The following is a 19549-nucleotide window of genomic DNA, read 5'->3' as shown; positions in this document are numbered from 1 at the left end:
ACCCGTTTAATACGGTTCCAATACATTTGCCGTGACTCTCTCCAAAACTAGTTAAAATTAATTTACGTCCTAAAGAATTCGATGACAACCTATTTTCTTGTGTATAATCATGTTTAAAAATTGTTTGTGAATAATTATATCGTGCCTATTCACAATGTTGCATCTATCATTTAGTTCATCTCCCATAATTTTTGATATCTTGTTGATTTTTACAATAAAACATGTGAATTAATTAATCTCTCCACCAACTTTTTTCATATCTGAGATGAATTCTGGATATGACACTCCAACTGACTCTGGGTCTGATACCGTACAGTCTCCAATATACATACCTGCAATACAGAATACCATGAATAATCTATGATCTCCTTTTGCATCCAAATGTGCTCCGTGCAGATCACCTTTTTCCAGAGTCATACCGTCCTCGCTCTCCTTTATGATTAGTCCAATTTTTGCAAGCTCACTTGATAAAACTGCTATTCTATCTGTCTCTTTAAATCTGGCATGTTTTACGTTTTTGATTTTTATTGGTTTTGTACTCTTTAATGCCAATATTGCTAACGCAGGTAATAAATCCGGCGTATCTCCTAAATCAAACGTTCCTCCTTGGAATAATTTTGGTGATGCAGTAGTAATTGTATCATTTACTAGAACAATATCTGCCCCCAATCTCTCCAACATATCTATAAATGCCTCATCGCCGTGTGGTGTACCTCCCATTTTGATATTTATTGTGAGTTTGTCTCCTAAAAGTACGGCAGCAGCTAATAATATTGCAAGACTTGAGAAATCTGATGGAATGACAAGTGTAGTTGGTTTATACATCTGTGCAGGGATGTGATATTTTTTAAATGGCTCTATCACATCAACATCAACTCCGAATTTTTTCATCATAGATATCGTCATATCTAGATATGGTCTTGATACTAGTTCTCCTTTCACTTGTATTGTTAATCCCTTTTGTGTTCTTGCGCCTATTATTAATAGAGATGTTATGAATTGACTAGAAATATCCCCCTGTATCTTGACTGATCCGCCTAGTACTTTTCCAGTAACTGTGATGGGAGGTTTACCATCATCTGACGTACACTTTGCGCCAATTGATTCGAGCGCATCGAGTAGTGGTTTCATTGGTCGTTTTTTGAGACTTTGATCACCAGATAAGACTGATTTTCCATCGATTAGACTTGCAATGGAGGCAGCTATCCTGATTGTTGTACCGGAATTTTCAGCGTCAATTACAGCGGCGTGCACTGTGGATGTAATAGAATTTTTAATAATTAAATCACTATCTGACTCTTGAATATTTACTCCAAATACCTTACATGCCTCTATTGTTGCAATGGTATCTTGTGATAGTAAAGGATTCTGAATTATACTTTTCCCATCAGATAATGATGCCATAAATATGGCTCTGTGCGTATAACTCTTGTTTGTGGGGCATGTTAAATTGCCATAAAGTTTACTCTTTCCAACACTACAGTTCATATGCTCTTGCCTTTGTATTATTTAACGCCGATACTAAAATTCTTCCTTCATACCTTTGAAATATTTTTTTAATTTTAGGTATACTACTTTTTTTAGATATTGCTGCAACCGACGGTCCGTTTCCAGATATGGATGCTCCAAGAGCACCTGCTTGTAACAACTCTGTAATTATATTTGATTCTACTCCTAAAATTCCAGACACTGCTAAACCATTTAAAATCATGGCATTATACCAGTCACCTTTATTTGCAAGACTCCATGCTTGTCGCAGAGCTGGTCTGACCTGAACGAGTTTTTTAGGATTCTTACGCCTTGTTTTGGGAATTAAAATTACTGCAAAATCGTTTTTACACTTCTCCCTTTTTGTTGTAATCATTCTTGCATTATCTGTTGCCACAAATCCTCCATAATAACATCCACAAGCATCATCGAATCCACCTGTTATGCTCACTTTGGCATCCTTTGAGGCTAGCACTCCGTCGTTTAGTATTTTTTCATCGGTTGTTTTTTTATCAAATGCCTTGTGACATGCCATGGATACGGCCGATGAGATGGAACTTGAACTTTTCAATCCATACCCTGTTGGAATATTTGATTTTATATCCAAATGTATGTGATTGTTATCTAGTTTATTTCTCAACACTGCCCTTTGAACAGTTTTAGTAATTAGACGTGAACTAATTGTTTTATTCTCAGATGTGATGCTCAAACCCTCTCCTTCCTGTACCTCTAGTATTACGGTTGTCTTCAATGCGATGCCCAGAGTTGAGCCTTTTTTTGTAGCAATCGCATTTACGATGGATACAGTTCCGTGTACAACACTCTTTACACGAATCAGGGCTGAACACCAAGTATTGATCTCTTCATTATATCATATGGTGCTTTGATACCGTGCCAAATTTCAAATGCACGTGTTGCCTGACCTAGTAGCATTTCATAACCATAAATTATTTTTGCCTTGGATTCTTTGGCTTTTTTTATAAAATCAGTGTTGATTGGCTTGTATACCAAATCATAAATTATACTACTACTCTGTATTGTATCATTTGATATTGGTATGACCTCATCTGCTAACCCAAGAGATGTTGAGTTTATGATCATATCGAATCCAATACCTGATACATTATTTAGTGTACGAATCTCAGTCTCTACACCAAATTTTGATGCAAAATCTGCCAACTCTTTTGCCCTCTGTTCTGTGCGATTTGCAATACAAATCTTTCCAACAGACTCTTTTTTTAATCCTACCACAACTGCTCTGGCAGCGCCTCCTGCACCCAATAATAAAATAGACATTCCCTTTACTGATATATTGCGTCTGTATATTGGTTCCATAAATCCTGCCACATCTGTATTATACCCTTTCAGGGTACCGTCTTTATTCAATACTGTATTACACGCGCCAGTTATAGTACAATTTTCATCCATCACATCGAGATATTTTACCATCTGTATTTTGTGAGGAATGGTAACATTGAATCCAGATATGTTAATTTTTTTCAATGAATTAATTCCTTCTACTAATTCATCTCTTGGAATTCTATATGCAATGTATGTGCAATCCATGTCTTTGTCTCTGAATACTGCATTGTGAATCGTCGGTGATAATGAGTGATTAATGGGATCACCGATAACTGCATATGTTTTGACCAATACTCATCTCCTCTTTAAAAGCGGTATAATCTCTGCTAGACTGAATTGACCCGGTGCCACCGCTTTGCCTAAACTTACATATGTAAATGGGCTTCCCAAATATAGGCATAACAGTCTGGATATTCTGCCCATTGAGCCCATGCCAAACGCTACTAATTTTGTATCTGCTTTTACTTTGCCATATAATGATATGATTAATGACGCATCAATTGGTTTGGTACACATTGTAACAATCTTGATATTTTTTGACATTTTTTGCATACTGTCTAGTCTCTTGTTTAATAATGATACACTTGGAGTTTTTTTAAAATCATGCCATGATACTAGTATGTTTGATTTTTTTGCCAGTGTGTATAATGATGTATAATTATTGAGTGTGTTGTATTCAATATCTACTAAATATGGTTTAAAACCAATAATAATTTTTAACAGTTCTACTCTCTTTTTTTCACTCTGTGTGAAATTACCCCCTTCACGTTTTGGTCGTAGTGTACAGATACATCTTGACAACTTGGGTCCCAACTCTTCTAGTATGATCTGAACATCTTTTGGTGGAAGATGATCTAATCTTAATTCCACATATTTTGATTTTTTTAAACAAGTAATGGTATCGTTGTAAAGTTTTTTTTTAGATTTGACCGCGATGGATACACAAGTGTTCAAACTAGTCATTTCTCTAGTATGTATTCGTCAGAAACTTCCATTCCAAAGTGTCTACCTGTAGATTGTTTTGAATAAACTAAAACACTGTCTCCTTTTCTCAAATGTGTGACTGATACTAGCTTGCCATTTGGTTTTACAAATCGTATGGTCTCTGCATCCTGGACTATAATTCCACCGTGTTCTCCATCTTCTGTCACTGATTTTATCATAAGCATTGGTCTGCGCTCAATCTTGCTTCTACCAACAGTTACTCTGCGTGCATTTCCACTAGTGCCTAAAATAATTACCTCCTCTCCGGACTCAATTTCTGAGAGATATTTCGTAGTACCGTCAGGGGATAGTGTGTAGCAGTGTACGGCACCGGCGTTTACCCTGAATGGTCTGGGCGATGTAAATGATGAGCCAACTGATTCATTGTGTACTAGAAACAAAAAATTTGATTTGTTTCCAACCAACATTCCTTCTCCCTTTTTAAGTATGGATGCAGTATCCACACAAACACGTTCTCCATCTCCAACCTCTTTGATATCTGTAATCTTTGACTTTACAAGACGCATGTTTTTTGTACCTAGATATAACATTGCTTCTTGAACATGATTAATTGAAGATGTTGCAAATATCACTCCATCAACACCGATATCTAAAATTGAAAACATTTTTCTGACTTCTGCTACTGTGTGGGCACGTGCAAATATTTTTGTATGAATATTGTGTAGTTTGGCAATGATATTCTCTAGTGGGATGATCTTCCAATCCTTAACTTCTATTAAAACAAAATCAAGCCCCTTGCTTGCAGCGCGAAATATTTTATCAATGTCTTTGTTTGATGTTACAAGAAAGTATCTGCCTATTTTTTTTTTACGTGGTATGGTCTCTCCCTCTTTAATAATTACATAATCTGAATTTCGTGATGTATGCATTGTTTTCAATTGTGAACCTGAGACATTCTTTGGATTTGTGTGGACCATGCCTATTCCCTCCTTTTTGAGTAGTGCGAGCAGTTTGATTATACTCTCCCTTGATCCTCGTGGTTCTATGATTAATTCTCTACCCTTGTTCAATTCTATTCAACGCCTCATCTGGAGATCTGTTGTGAAATATTACATCAGCTAGTGCCTCGACTATTCTGTCAGGGTGTTCGTGAGCAAATATGTTTCTGCCATATGTGACTCCTGCTCCACCGGCACGCATTATCTGATATGTCATCTGTAGTAATTCTAAATCTGTCTCTGTTTTAGGCCCTCCTGCGACGACTATTGGTACAGGTGTACTCTTTACTATTTTAGCAAATGAATCCATATCCCCTGTGTATACTGTCTTGACAATATCTGCACCACATTCTGCACCTATGCGTGATACATGTGCTACAATTTCAGGATCATGCGGGTCTGTAATATTTTCACCACGAGGGTACATCATTGCCAATAATGGCATACTGACTTTGTGACATTCCTCTACCATTAATCCCAACTGTTCCAACATCTCTGGTTCCTCATTACCTCCAATGTTAATATGTAAAGATACTCCATCTGCTCCCATTGCAACTGCTTCTTGTGCGCTTCCAATTATCATTTTTCTGTTGGGATATTTTGATAGTGACGTACTTGCAGATAGGTGTAATAATGTTCCAATTTTAAGAGGACTATTAATAGATGCCAACACTCCTTTATTTACTATAACGCTAGTGAGCCCTTTGTCTTGACACGTGTCTAAGAGTTGTTGTGGGTTTTCTAATCCCTTAATTGGACCATTTGATATTCCATGATCCATTGGAATACACAACATCTTACCATCCTTTAAAATTCTACTCATTCTGATATCTTTACCACTTACCATAGCGTAACAAGAGTATTGCCTATTTAAAACCTATTTGCTTGTAATATTAATACTGAATACTTGTCATATAATTACAACTTGAATATTTCTATTATTTTATATATTTGAGATTGCAATTATGTGTGCAAATTATAAAATTAATAATTAATCATATTTTTCACTCTAGAAATCTGAATAAACTCAAAATATGTTTTATCTATGGATTTTTGTACATCTAAAATACCACATTTGTCATTAAGAATTAAATATTGATCATATTTATGGTAATTGTTTTGAGCCTTCTTGAATCTATACATACTAGCGACATTCAAGACATACTCGAGTCCTCACTGTTGGGTAGTAGACCTAGTCAAGATGACTGTATTCGTATGCTAGAATCTGACGATGTCTATCTTTTAGGTATGGTGGCAAATTATCTTACCAAAAAACAGTTTGACATGAATGTGTCTTTTATTAGTAATATAATTTTAAATTATACAAATGTCTGTATAACTGATTGTAAATTTTGTGCTTTTTATCGAAGCCCTGGTGCCTCTGATGCATATACGGAATCACTTGATGATATAATGACTAGAATTAAATTATCATGGGAGATGTTTAAGATTCGACAGGTATTATTTCAAGGAGGACATAATCCTGATCTTGGTATAGAGTATTATGAGGATGTGTTTAGAAACATTAGGGAAAAATTCCCTCAGATAGGAGTTCATGCATTATCAACATCTGAAATTGACATGATTGCACGTGTTGAGAAATCATCTACCTTTGAGATTTTATCTAGACTAAAAGATGCAGGTCTGCAGTCACTTCCCGGAGCTGGAGCAGAAATTTTGACTGATTCAGTAAAGCAAATCATTAGTCCCAAAAAAATTACCTCTGATGAGTGGATTCGAATTATGGATGAGGCCCACTCGTTGGATATTCCTTCATCTGCAACAATGATGTATGGTCATGTAGAGACAAACGCAGACATTGCAGAACACATGTATCGAATTATACAATTACAAGAAAAGACACATGGATTTATGGCGTTTATACCGTGGAGTTTTGAGCCAAATAATACCCCTATGCAACAAGTTGATCCTGATATTACTAGTAGCGGTGGTACAATTTTACTTAAAATGATTGCAGTGTCAAGAATAATGTTTGATGGTCTAATACCTCATATCCAATCTTCATGGCTTACAAATGGAATTGGTATGGCACAGATGGCCTTGAGGTATGGGGCAAATGATTTTGGCGGCACATTGATTGGTGAGGAAGTGGTATCTTGTACCGGCGCACGTTCAACTGAACTGTCCTCACAAAAAATAATACACTCTATAAATCAAATTGGTTATACTGTACAGGAACGAGATAATCTTTACAATGTGGTATAATTTAGACTTGTCATTTATGATATGTTATACTCTGACCATCTAGAATCCACTAGTTTTTTTGTTTTCTCATCTATTTCGACTTCTTTTTGTATCTCTCTTTGCATGCCTTCCTCAGATGTCTTTTGTGTTGCATCGATTCCAAGTTTTGAGCCGTGATTTACCCGTGGTGATGCAGGATCTAGTGTATCTGTTGGTGTATTATCAATAATTATGACATCTCTTGCAGCATCACAACGTGTTGTAATTGCCCATATGACATCATTGATATCGTGTACATTTACACTGTCATCAACTACTACAAACATTTTTGTTAATGCTAATTGTCCCATACCCCATAATCCCATCATTACTTTTTTTGCCTGTCCTGGATATCTTTTTTTTATCGATATGATGGCCATACCTTGGAACCAACCTGCCGGCGGCATTGAATAATCTACTACTTCGGGATGAAACATTTTGATTAATGGAAGAAATGATCTCTCTATTACTTTGCCAATAAATGCATCTTCTAGAATTGGTTTTCCTACAACTGTGGTATGATATATTGGTTTTTTACGTTGCATCATTCCTGTTATGGTAAATGTGGGAAATGGTTCTTTAGGTGTATAATATCCTGTATGATCTCCGAATGGACCTTCATCTTGTAAATCATTAGGATCTACATGCCCCTCAATTACAATCTCAGCATTTGCTGGAACATCTAGATTAATTGTCTTGCACTTTACTGTCTTGATTCCTGTTCTCTGAACAATTCCTGCAAACAGATACTTGTCCAATCCTTCTGGCACTGGTGCTACTCCTGAAAATATTGTCGCCGGCTCACCCCCAATAATTATGGCTGCCTCTATCTTTCCACCCTTGTCCTTTATCAAATCATGATGTAGTGCACCGCGTTTGTGTTTCTGCCAATGCATCAATGCTTGTGTGTCATTAATGATCTGAATTCTGTACACTCCAAGATTTCGAACCCCTGTCTCAGGATGTTTTGTGGCCACAAGACCAAACGTTATGAATTTTCCTGCATCCTCTGGCCATGATTTTATAATAGGCATAGAGCTGAATGTTGGATTCTTAATAATCTCTTCTGTTACTGGGCCACTATTCACTGATTTTGGAAATGATTCTGTCATTTTGGATAGCTCTGGCAGTTTTTTAATTTTGTCTAATAGATTTGTAGGCATGTCCATTCTAGTCATATCTGCTATTCTATTTCCAATCTCTGTAAAGTCACTAGTCTCAAGTCCAATCTCAAGACGTCTCATGGATCCGAATACATTACCCAAAACTGGCATATCATATCCCTTGACGTTCTCAAATAATATGGCAGGACCGTTTTGATAAACTACCCTGCGTAAAATCTCTGCAATCTCTAAATCTGTATCTACTTGAGTTGAAATTTTTTTAATTTCATTATTCTCTTCGAGTTTTTTAATGAATTGGTGTAAATCCACTATTGTCATGAGATATTAACAATTTATTTCAAGTATAAGCCTAACTATAATTCGTGAATAATTATTTAAAACTCTATAAGTAGTATTAATTGTGATTTATCGTGGCTGATGAGACATGCCCAATTTGTGATGGCAAGGGTGTAATTTTACTAATTAACACACCTTGTACTTTTTGTAATGAGACTGGTGAGTATACAAAGGCTGCCGAACAATACATGCTTAATCATACGTGTCAGTGTATTCTTTTAGACAGGAAGCGTTGTCCTTTGTGTAAAAAAACATGTCATCATGATACTACCAATAGACCATCACTTACTATAGATCCTATGTGATTTATTCAATTGGTGGCAGTTCTGTTTTACGATCAAAACCACCCGATCCAAATTTGCAGTAAAAACAAATCTCTGATTGCATATATGTTAAATGTTCAATCCGTATGGCTCCAATCTTCAAAGCAATTTTTGTAAGAATTTTATATTTTAAAGGCATACTTGGAATGACTTCTTCCATGTATACACGATAGTGATCTGGACAAAATTTTAATGTAACTCGTGCATCATTACCCTCACTTCCCATTTGTTTTGCAAAATTAATCTGCTCTCTGACGTATTCGTGTTTTGGACATGGACAGTTTTTTCCTAATGGGTGTTTGTATGCAGGTATGTTCTTCCAATCAAAATCTGGGTATTCTTTTTCAAAATCATCCATAACATTGAGTCTTATTGTCTATCTTATAACATTATCTTGTATCTACTAGTGATTATATTATTACATGGGGGGTGATTTAACAAAACTCAAAGTATGACTAGATGAGTATTATTTTTCTTGTAAATTTTTCTCACTATACCTGATTGTGATGTGTGTTTTTTACTTATTAATTATAAACATATGATCAGAATAATCTGATTTATATAATAAAATGATGATAATATGTGTATTCGATGGGTAATTTGACACGTTTTTCCTCAAATTTGTTGATAATATTGCCCTGTAAACCAAAATCTAATAAATAACTAGTTTTTAGAAAAGATATATGGCTACAAAAAAAGCGACGACAAAGAAAGATTTGGAAAAAAAACTTGCAAATCTTGAAGCCCAGTTGGCAAAATTAACTAGTGAACTTGATGAGAAAATCGGTACACAAACTACAACATCTGCGGCAAAACCTAAAGGTACATTACCAAAAGGTATGACTGCATCAAAACCTGCACCTCCACCTCCAGCAGAAACTAAAGGTACACTGCCAAAAGGCACATTACCAAAAGGTACTACTGCATCAAAACCTACACCTTCACCTCCAGCAGAAACTAAAGGTACACTGCCAAAAGGTACATTACCAAAAGGTACTACTGCATCAAAACCTGCACCTCCACCTCCAGCAGAAACTAAACCTACACTGCCTAAAGGTACATTACCAAAAGGTATGACTGCATCAAAACCTGCACCTCCACCTCCAGCAGAAACTAAAGGTACACTGCCAAAAGGTACATTACCAAAAGGTATGACTCCACCTCCAGCAGAAACCAAACCTAAACTTTCTGATGAAAATACCACATCTAATCTTGGTTCACAACAAGATGCATGGAAAAATGTTCCAATGAAAGATTGGAATGAGTATAAAAAACATACTACTGGATATGTACCAGAAAATAATCGAGCATGGGCAAACCGACATGCACTACGTGGTACATCCAAATCTGGTGATTGGAATATGCAAAAAGTCAATGTTACAGGTTTTACAGCTGCATCAAATCAATACTTTGCAACACGACAACGTATGGCGTTTCATCCAGTTGGTAAAAACTTCAATGGTTATAATATAACAATTCCAGAAGGCGATGCTCAAACACAAGTACAAGAAATGCCACCACCAAAAGCTAAACGCGGTACACTTCCAAAAGGTTTCTAGATTTTTACTATTTTTTTTATTTTCCATTCATTTAACACCTGCTCTATGTGTTCTGATACTTTTACCTTTGGGTATGCTTTGAATATTAGTCCGTCCTCGGCTATTAGAAATGTTGTTCGCATCATACCTGTGTATTCGACTCCCATGAATTTCTTTTTACCCCATACCCCAAAACTCTTTGCGAGAGTCGCATCAGGATCTGAGAGCAGTGTATATGGTATATTCTTTTTATCTGAGAATTTTTTATGCATACTGGCACTATCTTTGCTCACCCCTATGATGTCAACATTTAATTTTTCAAATTCTGGATATTTAGATGAGAATCCATCTGCCTCCTTTGTACATCCAGGGGTAAAATCTTTGGGGTAAAAATAAATGACAAGTCTTTTCCCCATGTAATCTTCTGAGGATATAATTTTATCATCTGCGTTCTTTAGTTTGAACTTTGGAATTTTATCTCCCTCTTTAAGCATGATTAGTAATATGATTGGGGTATAATTAATATAATGTTAGTTTATATTGTGACTATTTTTGAATTATATAATGGTGAATTTACGAGCGTGGCTAGCTGAATTTATAGTGACATTCGGTCTTGCATTCTTTGGAATTGCTTCCGTTGTGTTATCTGTTGGCGTATATGCTCTAGGATTAACAATTGAATCTATATTATTTATTGCACTTGCTCATGGAGGTATAGTTGCTGTTATGGTATATGCATTTGGACACATATCTGGAGCTCACATCAATCCTGCTGTTACTATTCCAATGCTTATTGCAAGAAAAATAAGTGTTAAAGATGCTATTGGATATATTGGTGCACAATTAGCAGGAGCCACATTTGGAGCTGCGGCAATTGCAGCTATACTGCCAGACTTTGCCAAAGATGTTGGATATGGAATTCATGGTGGTCCAAGTGATTTAATTAATAAAAGTGTGTTGGCAGGAATTGCTGTAGAGATTATTCTGACCTTCTTTCTAGTATTGACCATATTCATGGTGGTCGTACATAAAAAAGCCACACCTGGTTGGGCAGGTTTTGCCATTGGTGCTGCTGTATTGGCTGTTCATTTAATAGGCGTTCCTCTAACTGGGGCTTCTGTAAACCCTGCACGCTCTTTCGGACCTGCACTGATATCTGGTCTATGGGAGTATCAGTGGATGTATTGGCTTGCACCAATCACTGGAGGTGTACTTGGTGGTCTTGTTGGCTATTTCTTATTTACTCGTGAAAAATAATCTTTATAATTCCCTTGTAAACACTTTTAAAAATTTATAATCATGTCTTTTTGGACTCGTTGCACAGCATGGATAGTGCGAACGCTTGCGGAGCGTTAGGTCACCGGTTCGAATCCGGTCGGGCCCGTTTTAACTATGGGTTTGAGTCCACTCAAAGTTTAGATTAAACTTGTAAACACATTACATCTGTTTTGTTCTAACTGGATGTCGTAGTACATCTTTACCATTTACAAATATTCCTACAAATTCCCAAACTTGATTGATAAGTAGTTCATCTTGTTGGTCATCTACTACGCGTTGACTTGCATCTTACCAGTATTCTGCTCTCTGAGTGCTTTTAGCATTGTATCAGGTTCTTCTGGTGTTGCGTTTTCAATAACTTGTTGTGCTTGTTCTTTCTGCTCTAATATTGGGTCGATTTGTTCATTCTCCGAGTCTATGTGTACTTCAGAGCGTGTAAATGATTCACGCATTTCTTTTACTATATCTTCGGCAAGTATTCCTTTGTTTGTCGTGTACCTCTAGGTGACTTTATTTGTTATGTTGCTCTTGTATTTTTACTTTTTTTAAAGGTGTGATTTTGAATCATTATTACCATCCAAACATGATAAATATTTTAATTTAAACATTACCCTGTATGGATAGTATGGGAATATATCATAAAACAATAAACGGTGAAAATGATATTTACATCTTGGCAGACAAAATCAGTTTTTCATAGGTCAAAAAGATAATCTAGAAAACATCAATTTAGAAAATCTGTCCAAGGCAATAAATGAGTTTGACAAGACATATGACAAACAGACAAAACACTATGTAGAAAATATCCTGAGTTGTACAAAGTTTATGAGCACAAAGGATACTACAAAATATCTATCAAAAAGAAGAATAAAGATTAATGAGAACTTAGCCAAACTCAAGTAAATTTGTGGTGTCCTTGTTATGACTAGAAATATTTACTAACAGCAATCTATATGATAAAACTATGTCATTTGAACATTGTTGGCTCAGAATTTGTCAAAATGAGAGAGAACATTTTCAAACTAAGAGTGGTCTTGATTTTACATACTCTATCTTAAAAAACTCTTTAATAACAAACAGAACAGATCAAAATATTCCAAAATCACAAATTAAAAAAGTGTTTGAGATGGGTTTAGTTGGTGGTCCTGGAAAAATTAGTAATGAAATACGTGGTTCGTCATATATATGGGCCATATTAAATGATTCAAGAATCAAATACTTTCCTAAAAAAAGCCAAATTAAAATTGGTATGCAAGTAGAAATTGTAACCAAAGAAAATCAAGGAACGGAAAAACTCACAATTGGAACTGTGAAAAATTTTTTGACATCCTCTGAAACCCATCCACATGGAATAAAAGTTATGCTTGAAAACGGCGAAATTGGAAGAGTTAAAACATTATCAAAAACTAATAAAAATAAAAAATCAACGACAACATCAAATTATGAATTTATTGATCTAGAAACAAAAGAAATACCAAAAACCGAAGATCAGATTCATGAGTTTAAAGAATTTTATCATTATCAATTACAGATAGAGAATTATTTAACTGGATCAAACAAAGATCTCGAAATTGTAAAGAATTTGCAAAAATCTGCCATAAAGTTTGTGGCCACAGCTATATCTGCATTTGGTAACTCCAATGGGGGTTTTCTATTTCTTGGTATAAATTCTTCAGGTATAATATGTGGATTGGAAAAAGATCTTAAATTTGGAGGGTTTACTGATTATTCTGATTCCTTTGCAAATAATATGAGAGATCAATTTGCTAATTTCATTAAAGATAAAATATTTTTAGATCGAAAAATGAAGATACACTTTCGTAAAATTAACGATAAAACTATTTGTTTGATACAGATTCTCCCTTCTAACAAACCCTTGTATTTGAGCACGTCAAAAGGAAAATTATTTTATATACGAAGCTCGACTCCTAGAGCCGAAAGTCTAGATGTAGAAGAACAATATAGATACATCAAAGATTGGTTTCCAAACTTTGAATAAAGAGAAAGTTTGACTCCAACACAATCCAAGATAAATATGATAATCTAAGTAGTCTCATTCTGTGGAAGTCCTCACCATTCTGCCTAACCTTAAATTTCAACTTTGAGTAAACATCTGTAATTACAGAAGTCATATGCATAGTAAATTAATAAATTGTATTTAAAATATGGAAGTTCGTATTTGCAAACTATCTCATGCATATTACCATGAAAAATAAAGATCTGAATAAATGATTAAATGATTAAATGTATACTATGAAAATAAAATTCATATAATGTATGATTTTACCTCTATGGAGTTTACACTAAAACTAATTATGATGGTTAGTTAAGAAAAAATTATTGAAACTTAGTGATTTAGTTAACGGTGCATATGAGTGGGCTTCTGCTACTTTTAGCTATGCCGATTGGAAAAAATTTGGTTATGATATGAATTGTATTTTTGATATTGAAAATCACCCACGATTATTACGTAGTCTGTCTTGGGGTGATCCTGATTATGGTGATTGTGTGTATAGTATATTTGAAATACTTGTTAAGGACTCTGATTTGGCAAATCGTATAAAAAATCACTCTGAACTTAAAAAATGGTTGAAAGTTGATCACAAGAAAATCGAAGAATTATGAAGGGTGTGAATATGTCTGAATTATTGTTAAATATATAATGGCAACACCCTATGATGTAACAGAACCACAAATCAAAACTTCTATTAATGATGTGTTTTATAATTATATGTGGTAAAAGAAATAATTGGAAATCGTCCAGTCAACATCACAAAAGAAGGTAGCGAAGTCAAAATAGTTTTTCATCCTATGGCCAAAGGTGCATTACATCCAGAAGCTGCAGTTTTCTCAATAAAACTGAATAAAAAGGATCTAGACATTATTAAAAAAGAATTCTAAATGATATGTGTCTATACTTAATAAATATACTGCCAATGTCATATAACATACTGCAATAGATTGTTTTATAAATCTAAATAGGTAATTGATTATGATGAATGAATCGATCTCTGAAACATATGGTTTTGATGCAATACGTGGAATTCAGGCCAATCGTGAGTATTATGTAGTAATATGTCCTATGAAGATAATTCCGAAACTTTTCATATTCAACGAGCATGGAATCCCTCCAAAATTAAGGGCTCAACGAATTCTTAGATCCTCTAGAATCCCTGATCTGAAAAATTATATTTTAAGTAATCCTGATGAATATATTTTTTCATCACTCGCTGCTTCAGTTGATGGTAACATGAACTTTATCCCTGTACCCCATTTGGGTCCAAATGGAAAATTGGGAAGATTGTATATAGATATGTCATCAAAGCTTTTGATAAACGACGGACAACATAGGCGTAAAGCTATTGAACATGCGTTAATGGAGAAACCAGAATTGGGTAATGAGACTATATCTGTTGTCTTTTTTGATGATCAGGGGTTGAAACGATCTCAACAAATGTTTGCTGATCTCAACAAAAATGCTGTAAAACCATCAAAATCACTTAATATCTTGTATGATAAACGTGACAAGTACTCTCAATTTATTGTGGATCTTGCCGAGACACTTGAAATATTTCAAGATCGAGTGGAATTGGAAAAAACAACTATTGGGAAACATGCAAAAGAAGTATTTACACTTGGAGGAATCTCTGATGCAACCAAAAAAATATTTGGTAAACAATCCATACACGTCCTAAACAAAACACAAAAAGATACCATACATAAATTTTGGAACTATATTGCTAAAACTCTTCCTGAATGGCAACTTTTGATCAATGGTAACATATTGCCTGATGAACTACGTGAAAATTATGTACATGGTCATACAAATTGCTTAAACTCGCTAGGAATCACAGGCAGAGTTGCAATCAAACGACATCCAACCACTTGGAAGAAAAAGCTACTTGCCCTATCTAATTTGGATTGGTCTAGAAACAACTCTGTATGGGAAGGTAATCTTATACTAGGCAGAAAGATGGTTAGAACAACCATCGGTATTATGTTGGGATCTTGTGTGATGTTGGAACATTGTAAAATCAAGATTCCTGAAGATTTAAAGAGGTATCAAAAATGACCGAATCTGTATTTAGCAAACGTACAGTCAAGAGTATTTACAAAGAAATTCAAACTGTTTATCTAAATGACTCTCGTCCATGGATTCTTGGGTATAGTGGAGGCAAAGACTCTACATGTATGGTTCAACTTGTGTGGAATGCATTATCAAAACTACCTGTTGAAAAACTTGATAAAAAAATATACATTGTATCTTCTGATACACTAGTTGAATCTCCACAGATAGTTAAGCGTATAACTTTTTCATTAGATAAGATGGAAAAAGCATCTAAAAAATCTCATATTCCGATATCTACCAACCTTTTGAGACCTCCTATTTCAGACACTTTTTGGGTTAGAATATTAGGTCTGGGATATCCTGCACCTACTTCTATGTTTAGGTGGTGTACAGATTTATTAAAAATTGCAAATGCAGACAGATTCATAAAAGAACGAGTATCTGAATATGGCGAAGTGATTGTTTTACTAGGCACTCGTAAAAGTGAGAGTTCGACTAGACAACAATCTATGAATATGTTAGAGATAGAAAATAGTGTTTTGAGTCACCATAAAAAATTTGCTCAAACTTATGTTTATACACCACTTGTTGATTTTGAGACAGATGACGTATGGAACTATCTATTGCAGGTACCAAATCTTTGGGGTGACAACAATCGAGATCTTCTTGCATTATATCAAGATGCCAATGCAAGTGAGTGTCCATTAGTGGTAGATACCAGTACACCTTCTTGTGGTAGTGGTAGGTTTGGATGTTGGACATGTACTGTGGTTGATAAACAAAAATCTCTTGATAGTATGATTGAAAACGGACATGAATGGATGGAACCACTTGCCGAATTACGCTATGAACTAAAAAAGACCCAAGATCCAAAACTTTGGCCTAAAATCCGTCAGATTACTCGTAGAAATGGACTAGTTGAACTAAAGACTAATGGTACTGATTATACTCCTGGACCCTATACATTACAATTTAGAAAAGAATATCTTACAAAACTTCTAGAGGGTCAGGTCAAAATACAAAAACATGAACCTGATATGATACTAATATCTGAAGATGAAATACATGAGATACAAAAAATTTGGAGAATGGAAGACGGTGACTGGCAAAACACCGCATATCTAATTTATCATGATATAATTGGTGTTTCACTAGAGTCTCCAATTGACAATATGGGTGGATTTGGACTGCAAGAACAAGAGATACTAAAACTTGTTTGCGATGGTCATAATGTACCGTACAAACTTGTAAGTCGGTTATTAAATTCAGAGTTTGAATTACAAAATAATTCTAATCATGCAAAGATCTTTGAGAAAATTAAAAAAATTCTTTCCAAGGAATGGCGTGATGATATTGATGAGATAAGAAAAGATCTATTTGCACAACTAGACGAAAATAATCAGGTGAAACCTAATGCTTTTAAGTAAAATCATACTTGATAATATAGGAGTATACCGTGGTTCTAACCAAATTGATTTTACTACAACTATTGAGAAACCTATAGTTTTATACGGTGGAATTAATGGTGCAGGTAAAACCACCTTGTTTGAATCAATTCCATTATGTCTATATGGCGAAAACTTTGGACGAAACAAGATTAACAAAAAACAATATCATGAAAAAATCCACAGACTTTTTCATAGAGATGTAAACAAAAGCACTAGTTCTCCAGATGCGTCAATTACATTGGAATTTCAATATGCTCAAAACGGTATAATTACCCAGTACTTGGTTACTCGTTCTTGGCAAAATAATAAAGGAAAAGTTGATGAATTTTTGAAAATATGTAAAAAACCATTAAACGGTAAAAGATATCATTCGTTGAATCTTGAAAAATCACACCTTCAACAACTCATAAATCAAATGATTCCAAAGACCATAGCAGATTTATTCTTCTTTGACGGTGAGAAAATACAAGATCTAGCAATGTCTAGCAACGAAAACCAATACATTAAATCCTCATTTGATAGTATACTTGGGCTAAATATATCTAAACAATTGTATGATGATGTTGGTCTATATTTTTTACGGAATTCTGATAGTTCTGAGTCTGAGGTGTTATCAGAATTGGAAAAATCCAATAAAGAAAAAGTTCTGATTCAAAAAAAAATTGATGAACTACACGACAAACGCATATTTTTAAACACAGAAATAACTAGACGACACAATGATTTAGAATTGCAAGAAGTACAATTCTTCAAGTTAGGTGGAGATTTTGCAAAGAATAGACAAAAATTATTAGATGAAAAGATAGAATTTGAACAACATATATCATATCGTGAAAATATATTAAAACATTTAGTTGAGACTGATCTACCTTTTGTAATAATATCTGATCAATTGGAACAAATAAAAGATGAAATTCAGTGTGATATCACAAAGATCAAGGAGAATTTTGAAAGTGATACATTAAATGATGCCTTTGACTATATTGTAAAATCACTTAAACCATTTTTAGATTCATACAAACCTAAAACAAAAAAAGATATACTTGTTCGTCTTGAAAAAATAGTTGACAACAAACTTCAATCAATATCTGATCAACAAAAATTAGTATTTGATTTTTCTCTTGTTAACATGAAAATATTGCAAGAAAAAATACAGTCTATGCTATCTCAAAAATATGAGGTCATACTTGCACAATCCGAATCGCATAAAAACTATCTTGAACAATTAAAAGAACTGTCCGCCAAATTAGAAGTCATACCACAACAAGATGAAATTGGTCCGTTGTATTCTGCTATTAAAGAAATAACTCTAGAAATAGGAGAAATGGAATATGAGTTACAGACTATAACAAGAATAGAATCACAAAAAAAATCAATGTTGGTGTTATTAAATAGTAAAATTCGCAAATGCTTATCACAAAGAAATTTGAATCAAAGAAAACTACGAGGATTAGACATGATACCGAGTATTCAAAAAGTACTAGAAGACTATTCACAAAAACTACGTGAAAAAAAAATTAAAACACTAGAATTGAACATCTTTAAGGGAATCAAGAAGTGTTTTCACAAAGATTGGTTAGTTACTAGAATATCTATCGATCCTGAAACTTACAATATATCATTATATCAAAAAAATGATGTTGAAATACAAAAAGAAAAATTGTCAAAAGGTGAATTACAAATGTATGCAACAGCAATCATTTGGGGTCTAGCCAAAACTTCTGGACACCCATTTCCATTTATTATAGATACACCACTTGCTCGACTAGATGAACAACATCGGGAAAATTTAGTTGATAATTTCTACCCTCAAGCATCACATCAAATAATTATATTTTCAACAGACACTGAAATTGTGAACTCTTATTACGACTCATTAAAACCCTACATTTCAAAAGTTGGTTTAATTAAACATGATGCAGTAAATGCTTGTAGTGTTATCGATAGAACATATTTTGATAAAAGTGGAGGTGATTTAATTGCAGTTTGATAAAATTAAAGTTAGCTCACGAACTACACATCTATTTGGTATGTTAAAGAACAGTACTGGTATTGGCTCTGAATCTTGGGGACGACTTTCACTATGTCTATCGATAAAACAAAAGGGTATTCCGAATCCTGACGAATATAATAAATCTGGTACAGAATTTTTACCATCACAACTATTTTTTCCAAATTATAACATGTATCTTGCTCTTATGATCAATAGATTGAGACAAGATAATCTTAATCCAAAATTATATCTGACTGAAATGACAAGATCTCATCTCAATCGAGGTGCTATATCTGTAAAACAAAGAATCAATAATATGTTTGACATATACAATTTTCTGACTGAAATGCAAGTAGCTGAATCATCTTCTATGCCTAAAGGAGCAAAATAATGCTTTTCACAT

The 19549-nt window shown here is 34.3% G+C and carries 21 protein-coding genes and 1 tRNA gene; 12 read left to right on the top strand and 10 right to left on the bottom strand.

The window, feature by feature from the left end:
- Window positions 1-228 precede the first annotated feature (228 nt).
- From aroA to R1F52_07520, 6 genes are read right to left on the bottom strand one after another with little or no spacing between them, the layout of a single operon-like run.
- On the bottom strand, window positions 229-1488 hold the full coding sequence (aroA, locus tag R1F52_07545; GenBank protein WOV92944.1) for a 3-phosphoshikimate 1-carboxyvinyltransferase: 1260 nt from the start codon (window positions 1486-1488) through the stop codon (window positions 229-231).
- Window positions 1478-2287: a shikimate kinase gene (locus R1F52_07540; GenBank protein WOV93892.1), complete on the bottom strand. Its 810-nt coding sequence runs from the start codon at window positions 2285-2287 to the stop codon at window positions 1478-1480. Before R1F52_07540 ends, aroA begins: the two co-directional genes overlap by 11 nt.
- A 35-nt stretch (window positions 2288-2322) precedes the next feature.
- Window positions 2323-3141, bottom strand: coding sequence for a shikimate dehydrogenase (gene aroE, locus R1F52_07535; GenBank protein ID WOV92943.1), 819 nt, complete (start codon window positions 3139-3141; stop codon window positions 2323-2325).
- Between the two features lie 3 nt (window positions 3142-3144).
- Window positions 3145-3813, bottom strand: coding sequence for a type I 3-dehydroquinate dehydratase (locus R1F52_07530; GenBank protein WOV92942.1), 669 nt, complete (start codon window positions 3811-3813; stop codon window positions 3145-3147).
- Window positions 3810-4865: a 3-dehydroquinate synthase II gene (locus R1F52_07525; protein ID WOV92941.1), complete on the bottom strand. Its 1056-nt coding sequence runs from the start codon at window positions 4863-4865 to the stop codon at window positions 3810-3812. Before R1F52_07525 ends, R1F52_07530 begins: the two co-directional genes overlap by 4 nt.
- Window positions 4852-5640, bottom strand: coding sequence for a class I fructose-bisphosphate aldolase family protein (locus R1F52_07520; protein WOV92940.1), 789 nt, complete (start codon window positions 5638-5640; stop codon window positions 4852-4854). The genes R1F52_07525 and R1F52_07520 overlap by 14 nt, the downstream gene beginning before the upstream one ends.
- A gap of 272 nt (window positions 5641-5912) precedes the next feature.
- Between R1F52_07520 and mqnC the strand changes: the two genes are divergently transcribed.
- On the top strand, window positions 5913-7019 hold the full coding sequence (gene mqnC, locus R1F52_07515; GenBank protein ID WOV92939.1) for a cyclic dehypoxanthinyl futalosine synthase: 1107 nt from the start codon (window positions 5913-5915) through the stop codon (window positions 7017-7019).
- Between the two features lie 14 nt (window positions 7020-7033).
- Here mqnC and R1F52_07510 read toward each other — a convergent pair whose 3' ends face one another.
- Window positions 7034-8479 (bottom strand): menaquinone biosynthesis decarboxylase, encoded by a 1446-nt coding sequence (locus R1F52_07510; protein ID WOV92938.1) that lies wholly within the window; start codon window positions 8477-8479, stop codon window positions 7034-7036.
- 92 nt (window positions 8480-8571) lie between these two features.
- Between R1F52_07510 and R1F52_07505 the strand changes: the two genes are divergently transcribed.
- Window positions 8572-8802, top strand: a complete 231-nt coding sequence (locus R1F52_07505; protein ID WOV92937.1) for a hypothetical protein — start codon at window positions 8572-8574, stop codon at window positions 8800-8802.
- Window position 8803: 1 nt separating this feature from the next.
- Here R1F52_07505 and R1F52_07500 read toward each other — a convergent pair whose 3' ends face one another.
- Window positions 8804-9178 carry a hypothetical protein gene (locus R1F52_07500; protein WOV92936.1) on the bottom strand — a complete coding sequence of 125 codons (375 nt, stop codon included), beginning with the start codon at window positions 9176-9178 and terminating at the stop codon, window positions 8804-8806.
- Between the two features lie 325 nt (window positions 9179-9503).
- Between R1F52_07500 and R1F52_07495 the strand changes: the two genes are divergently transcribed.
- On the top strand, window positions 9504-10379 hold the full coding sequence (locus R1F52_07495; protein WOV92935.1) for a hypothetical protein: 876 nt from the start codon (window positions 9504-9506) through the stop codon (window positions 10377-10379).
- On the opposite strand, the gene bcp is transcribed toward R1F52_07495, so the two are convergent.
- Complete coding sequence (gene bcp, locus R1F52_07490; protein WOV92934.1) at window positions 10376-10852, bottom strand: thioredoxin-dependent thiol peroxidase; 477 nt, start codon at window positions 10850-10852, stop codon at window positions 10376-10378. The two genes, R1F52_07495 and bcp, sit on opposite strands and share 4 nt — an antisense overlap.
- A gap of 70 nt (window positions 10853-10922) precedes the next feature.
- Between bcp and R1F52_07485 the strand changes: the two genes are divergently transcribed.
- Complete coding sequence (locus R1F52_07485) at window positions 10923-11615, top strand: aquaporin (GenBank protein ID WOV92933.1); 693 nt, start codon at window positions 10923-10925, stop codon at window positions 11613-11615.
- Window positions 11616-11667: 52 nt separating this feature from the next.
- A tRNA-Arg gene (locus R1F52_07480) sits at window positions 11668-11742 on the top strand.
- 163 nt (window positions 11743-11905) lie between these two features.
- Here the strand turns inward: R1F52_07480 and R1F52_07475 are convergent.
- Window positions 11906-12088 (bottom strand): hypothetical protein, encoded by a 183-nt coding sequence (locus tag R1F52_07475; GenBank protein WOV92932.1) that lies wholly within the window; start codon window positions 12086-12088, stop codon window positions 11906-11908.
- Window positions 12089-12600: 512 nt separating this feature from the next.
- Here R1F52_07475 and R1F52_07470 point away from each other — a divergent pair.
- The 7 genes from R1F52_07470 to R1F52_07440 all read left to right on the top strand — a co-directional run bounded on the left by R1F52_07470 (window position 12601) and on the right by R1F52_07440 (window position 19537).
- Window positions 12601-13635, top strand: coding sequence for a YwbE family protein (locus R1F52_07470; GenBank protein WOV92931.1), 1035 nt, complete (start codon window positions 12601-12603; stop codon window positions 13633-13635).
- Between the two features lie 341 nt (window positions 13636-13976).
- Window positions 13977-14261 (top strand): hypothetical protein, encoded by a 285-nt coding sequence (locus R1F52_07465; GenBank protein WOV92930.1) that lies wholly within the window; start codon window positions 13977-13979, stop codon window positions 14259-14261.
- A gap of 108 nt (window positions 14262-14369) precedes the next feature.
- Window positions 14370-14537: a hypothetical protein gene (locus tag R1F52_07460; protein ID WOV92929.1), complete on the top strand. Its 168-nt coding sequence runs from the start codon at window positions 14370-14372 to the stop codon at window positions 14535-14537.
- Window positions 14538-14628: 91 nt separating this feature from the next.
- The gene (dndB, locus tag R1F52_07455) at window positions 14629-15708 is read left to right on the top strand and encodes a DNA sulfur modification protein DndB (protein ID WOV92928.1); all 1080 of its coding nucleotides are present in this window, start codon (window positions 14629-14631) and stop codon (window positions 15706-15708) included.
- Window positions 15705-17132, top strand: a complete 1428-nt coding sequence (dndC, locus tag R1F52_07450) for a DNA phosphorothioation system sulfurtransferase DndC (protein ID WOV92927.1) — start codon at window positions 15705-15707, stop codon at window positions 17130-17132. The genes dndB and dndC overlap by 4 nt, the downstream gene beginning before the upstream one ends.
- Complete coding sequence (gene dndD, locus R1F52_07445) at window positions 17119-19143, top strand: DNA sulfur modification protein DndD (protein WOV92926.1); 2025 nt, start codon at window positions 17119-17121, stop codon at window positions 19141-19143. Before dndC ends, dndD begins: the two co-directional genes overlap by 14 nt.
- Window positions 19133-19537: a DndE family protein gene (locus tag R1F52_07440; protein WOV92925.1), complete on the top strand. Its 405-nt coding sequence runs from the start codon at window positions 19133-19135 to the stop codon at window positions 19535-19537. Before dndD ends, R1F52_07440 begins: the two co-directional genes overlap by 11 nt.
- The last annotated feature ends 12 nt before the right edge of the window (window positions 19538-19549 follow it).

The sequence above is a fragment of the Nitrosopumilaceae archaeon AB1(1) genome, from assembly GCA_033471095.1.
GTDB classification, from domain to species: domain Archaea; phylum Thermoproteota; class Nitrososphaeria; order Nitrososphaerales; family Nitrosopumilaceae; genus Nitrosoabyssus; species Nitrosoabyssus spongiisocia.
This window is presented reverse-complemented; position numbering and strand designations above follow the sequence as displayed.